Below are 4,600 nucleotides of genomic sequence, written 5' to 3' on the forward strand. Positions count from 1 at the left end.
CCCGGGCCGACCAAGGCGGGGCGGACCCGGGCGGACCAAGGCGGGGCGGACCCGGTCGGACCCGGTCGGGCGGTGCGGTGCGGGGCGGACCCGGGCGGTGCGGTGCCGGGCGGTGCGGTGCGGTGCCGGGCGGTGCGGCCCCGGGCGGGGCGGTGCGGGGCGGGGCGGGCGAGGTCAGCCGACGCCCCCGCCGACCGGCAACCCGACCCAAGGCAGAACCCGTGAGCTGACCCACCCCGACAAACCCGGCCCACGTCAGGTTTTCCGGGGGGAGCCCGCCCACGCAGGGATCAAGCCTGACCGCCCGGAGTGGGCGGGCTCCTCCCGGAAAACCGCCCCGGAAAGAAACAGAGGCCGAAGAAAAACGATCACACCCCCTTGGGGTGCCACACCGTCTTCGTCTCCAGCAGCGCGGTCATCGGCGCCACCCCCGGGTCACCGGTCCAGTCGTGGTCGGCCGGGGCCGGCCGGAGCACCCGCTTGAGGTTGTCCGCCGCCTTGACCTCCAGGTCGGTGGCGAGCGCGGCGTCGGTGACCCCGGTCAGGTCGATCGCGTTGACGTCCATGTGCGCGGCCAGCGTCGGCGCGGTCTCGGTGATCGCGCCGGTGAGGATGTTGACCACACCGCCGGGCAGGTCGGAGGTGGCCAGCACCTCGGCCAGCGTCACCGCCGCCAGTGGCTCGCTCGGGGATGCCGCCACCACCACCGTGTTGCCGGTGACGATCGCCGGGGCGATCACGCTGACCAGGCCGAGCAGCGCCGGGCGTTCCGGGGCGACCACCGCGACCACGCCGGTCGGCTCGGGCGCGGAGATGTTGAAGTACGGGCCGGCGACCGGGTTGGCGCCGCCGTACACCTGGGCCAGCTTGTCGGCCCAGCCGGCGTACCAGACCCAGCGGTCGACAGCGGCGTCCACCTCGTCGGCGGGGATGCCCAGGGCGACGAACTGTTCGCGGCGGCCCTCCAGCATCTCGGCGGCCCGGTAGAGGATCTGACCCCGGTTGTACGCGGTCGCGCCGGCCCAGCCCTTGACGGCGGCGCGGGCGGCGACCACCGCGTCCCGGGCGTCCTTGCGGGAGGCCAGTGACACATTCGAGGACTGCACGAGATACGACCGTCCCGACTCGCTGCGCGGGAACTTCCCGCCGATGAAGAGCTTGTACGTCTTGCGTACCGCGACCCGCTCAGACATTGAGGTACCCCTCCAGCCCGTGCCGGCCGCCCTCGCGACCGTAGCCCGACTCCTTGTAACCACCGAACGGCGAGGTGGGGTCGAACTTGTTGAACGTGTTGGCCCAGACCACTCCGGCGCGCAGCCGGTCGGCCATCCACAGGATCCGGGAGCCCTTGTCGGTCCAGATCCCGGCCGACAGCCCGTACGGCGTGTTGTTGGCCTTCTCGACGGCCTCGGCCGGCGTGCGGAAGGTCAGCACCGACAGCACCGGGCCGAAGATCTCCTCGCGGGCGATCCGGTGTGCCTGGGTGACGCCGGTGAAGATGGTCGGTGCGAACCAGAAGCCCCGGTCGGGCAGGTCACACGGCGGTGACCAGCGCTCGGCGCCCTCGGCCGAGCCGGCGTCGGACAGCTCGCGAATCCGCTCCAACTGGGCGGCGGAGTTGATCGCGCCGACGTCGGTGTTCTTGTCCAGCGGGTCGCCGACACGCAGCTGGGCCATCCGCCGCTTCAGCGACTCCAGCACCCGGTCGGCAACGTTCTCCTGGACGAGCAGGCGGGAGCCGGCGCAGCAGACGTGCCCCTGGTTGAAGAAGATGCCGTTGACGATGCCCTCGACGGCCTGGTCGATGGGTGCGTCGTCGAAGACGATGTTGGCGGCCTTGCCGCCCAGCTCCAGGGTGAGCTTCTTGCTGGTGCCGGCGACGGAACGGGCGATGGCCCGGCCCACGTCGGTGGAGCCGGTGAAGGCGACCTTGTCCACGCCGCGGTGCTCGACCAGTGCGCGGCCGGTGTCGCCAGCGCCGGTGATGATGTTGACCACGCCGGCCGGCAGCTCGGCCTGCTGGCAGATCTCGGCGAACAGCAGCGCGGTCAGTGGGGTGGTCTCGGCCGGCTTCAGCACCACCGTGTTGCCTGCGGCCAGCGCCGGGGCGATCTTCCAGGCCAGCATGAGCAGCGGGAAGTTCCACGGGATGACCTGCGCGGCCACGCCGATGGGGCGCGGGTTGGCACCGAAACCGGCGTGCGGAAGCTTGTCGGCCCAGCCCGCGTAGTAGAAGAAGTGCGCGGCGACCAGCGGCAGGTCGACGTCGCGGGACTCGCGGATCGGCTTGCCGTTGTCCAGCGATTCCAGGACGGCCAGCTCGCGGGAGCGCTCCTGGATGAGCCGGGCGATCCGGTACAGGTACTTCGCCCGGTCCCGGCCCGGCATCGGGCCCCAGACCTTGTCGTACGCCTTGCGGGCGGCGCGCACCGCGCGTTCCACGTCCTGGGCACCGGCCTCGGCGACCTCGGCCAGCACCTCCTCGGAGGCGGGGTTGATCGACTTGAAGCTGCCACCGTCGGTCGGGTCGACGAACGTGCCGTCGATGAACAGCCCGTACGAGGGTTTGAGGTCCACCACCGAGCGGGACTCGGGGGCGGGGGCGTATTCGAACATCGGCTATCAGTCCAGGGTGAAGTAGTCGGGACCGGAGTAGACGCCGGTCGTCAGCTTGGTGCGCTGCATCAGCAGGTCGTTGAGCAGGCTGGACGCGCCGAAGCGGAACCAGTCCGGGTCGAGCCAGTCCGGGCCGACGGTCTCGTTGACCATCACCAGGTACTTGATCGCGTCTTTGGTGGTCTTGATGCCACCGGCGGGCTTCACGCCCACCTGCCGCCCGGTCGCTTCGCGGAAGTCGCGCACCGCTTCCAGCATCACCAGGCTCACCGGCATCGTCGCCGCGATCGGGACCTTGCCGGTGGAGGTCTTGATGAAGTCGCCGCCGGCCAGCATGGCCAGCCAGGAGGCCCGCCGGACGTTGTCGTAGGTGGCCAGCTCGCCGGTTTCCAGGATCACCTTGAGATGGGCGTCCCCGGAGGCTTCCTTGGTGGCCACGATCTCGTCGTAGACCTCCTTGTACCGCCCGGCCAGGAACGCACCCCGGTTGATCACCATGTCGATCTCGTCGGCGCCGGCCGCGACGGCGGCCCGGGTGTCGGCCAGCTTGATCTCCAACGGCGCCTGACCCGACGGGAACGCGGTCGCCACGCTGGCCAGGTGCACACCAGAGCCGCGCAGCACCTCGGCTACGTGGGGGACCATCGCCGGGTAGACGCAGACCGCGCCGACGTGCGGGCAGGACGGGTCGGCCGGGTCCGGACGCAGGGCCTTCGCGGCGAGCGCGCGCACCTTGCCCGGGGTGTCCGCCCCCTCCAGGGTGGTCAGGTCGACCATCCGGATCGCCAGGTCGATCGCCTGGGCCTTGGCGGTGGTCTTGATGGAGCGGGTGCCGAGCTGTGCCGCCCGCTGCTCCGCGCCGACCTGGTCCACGCCGGCCAGGCCGTGCAGGAAGGTCCGCAGAGCGGTCTCGGATCGTCCCAGCTCGGAGAGCTCCGACCGGGCCGACGTCGTTGTCGCCGTCATGCCGAGAAGTCTACGCACGAGACCGCCGAGTGATCTTGCTCACGACCGCTCGGTGGCGTTCCGACGTGAGCGGCGTCCCTGGTCCGACCGCACCCGCACCGTCGCGCGGTACGGACCGGTAGGTTGAGCGATCGTGGACGTACACGTCATTGACCACCCGCTGGCCCAGTCACGGTTGACCGCCATGCGGGACGCGCGCACCGATTCCTCGACGTTCCGGGCGGCGCTGCACGAACTGACCACCATGCTGGTGTACGAGGCGGCGCGCTCCTTCCCCGTCGAGCGGTACCCGGTGCAGACGCCGGTCACCGGCACCGAGGGCACCCGGCTGGCCAACCCGCCGCTGCTGGTCCCGGTGCTGCGCGCCGGGCTGGGCATGGCGGACGCCGCGCTGGGTCTGCTGCCCGAGTCGTCGATGGGTTTCGTGGGCCTGGCCCGCGACGAGGCGACCTACGAGCCCCGCGCGTACATGGAGTCGCTGCCACGCGACCTGGCCGGGCTGCCGGTGCTGGTGCTCGACCCGATGCTGGCCACCGGCGGTTCGCTGGAGCACTGCTGCCAGCTGCTGGCCGACCGCGGCTGCACTGACATCACAGTGCTCTGTGTGCTCGCAGCCCCGGTCGGCATCGACCGGCTGGAGCGCTCCGGCCTGCCGTTGCGCCTGGTCACGGCCTCGATCGACGAGGGGCTCAACGACCACATGTTCATCGTCCCCGGCCTCGGCGACGCCGGCGACCGCCAGTTCGGTGGCATGCCCCGCTTCTGACGGGAGACCCGGTCGGTGCCGGGTCCGGCGGGGTCCGTGCACGGGGTGCGCGGACCCGCTACCGTCTCCGGCCATGACTGGTGTTGCGCTCGCCGAGGAGTTGCTGCTCCTCGCCTACGACGACACGACCGGCAAGGCGACGATGCCACGGATCAGCCTGGACCTGGGCATGGCCGCCGCGGTGCTGGTCGAGCTGGCCCTGACCGGCCGAATCGCGTACGCCGACGGGTCCCTGACGGTGATCGACCCGAC

General features: G+C 71.3%; 5 protein-coding genes. 2 read left to right on the forward strand and 3 right to left on the reverse strand.

From position 1 onward, the window contains the following. Positions 1 to 368: 368 nt before the first annotated feature. The 3 genes from ABZ749_RS29830 to deoC are packed head-to-tail and all read right to left on the reverse strand — an operon-like array spanning position 369 to position 3,582. Positions 369 to 1,193, reverse strand: coding sequence for an aldehyde dehydrogenase family protein (locus tag ABZ749_RS29830; protein ID WP_357233632.1), 825 nt, complete (start codon positions 1,191 to 1,193; stop codon positions 369 to 371). After that, the gene (locus tag ABZ749_RS29835; RefSeq protein ID WP_357233634.1) at positions 1,186 to 2,616 is read right to left on the reverse strand and encodes an aldehyde dehydrogenase family protein; all 1,431 of its coding nucleotides are present in this window, start codon (positions 2,614 to 2,616) and stop codon (positions 1,186 to 1,188) included. The genes ABZ749_RS29830 and ABZ749_RS29835 overlap by 8 nt, the downstream gene beginning before the upstream one ends. A 6-nt stretch (positions 2,617 to 2,622) precedes the next feature. Continuing rightward, the gene (gene deoC / locus ABZ749_RS29840) at positions 2,623 to 3,582 is read right to left on the reverse strand and encodes a deoxyribose-phosphate aldolase (protein WP_357233636.1); all 960 of its coding nucleotides are present in this window, start codon (positions 3,580 to 3,582) and stop codon (positions 2,623 to 2,625) included. A 133-nt stretch (positions 3,583 to 3,715) separates the two neighbouring features. Between deoC and upp the strand changes: the two genes are divergently transcribed. Both upp and ABZ749_RS29850 read left to right on the forward strand, forming a co-directional pair. Next, positions 3,716 to 4,348, forward strand: coding sequence for a uracil phosphoribosyltransferase (gene upp / locus ABZ749_RS29845; protein WP_355009488.1), 633 nt, complete (start codon positions 3,716 to 3,718; stop codon positions 4,346 to 4,348). Positions 4,349 to 4,421: 73 nt separating this feature from the next. Further along, positions 4,422 to 4,600 (forward strand): GPP34 family phosphoprotein (locus tag ABZ749_RS29850; RefSeq protein ID WP_357233638.1); only part of this gene is annotated, 179 nt, incomplete at its 3' end.

Source organism: Micromonospora sp. NPDC047753 (assembly GCF_040642735.1).
Taxonomy (GTDB): Bacteria; Actinomycetota; Actinomycetes; order Mycobacteriales; family Micromonosporaceae; genus Micromonospora.

What these genes read in the sequence shown, in the direction of transcription:
- ABZ749_RS29830 (WP_357233632.1), bottom strand. Translation starts at nt 1,193, where the DNA reads ATGTCTGAGCGGGTCGCGGTACGCAAGACGTACAAGCTCTTCATCGGC.
- ABZ749_RS29835 (WP_357233634.1), bottom strand. Translation starts at nt 2,616, where the DNA reads ATGTTCGAATACGCCCCCGCCCCCGAGTCCCGCTCGGTGGTGGACCTC.
- deoC (WP_357233636.1), bottom strand. Translation starts at nt 3,582, where the DNA reads ATGACGGCGACAACGACGTCGGCCCGGTCGGAGCTCTCCGAGCTGGGA.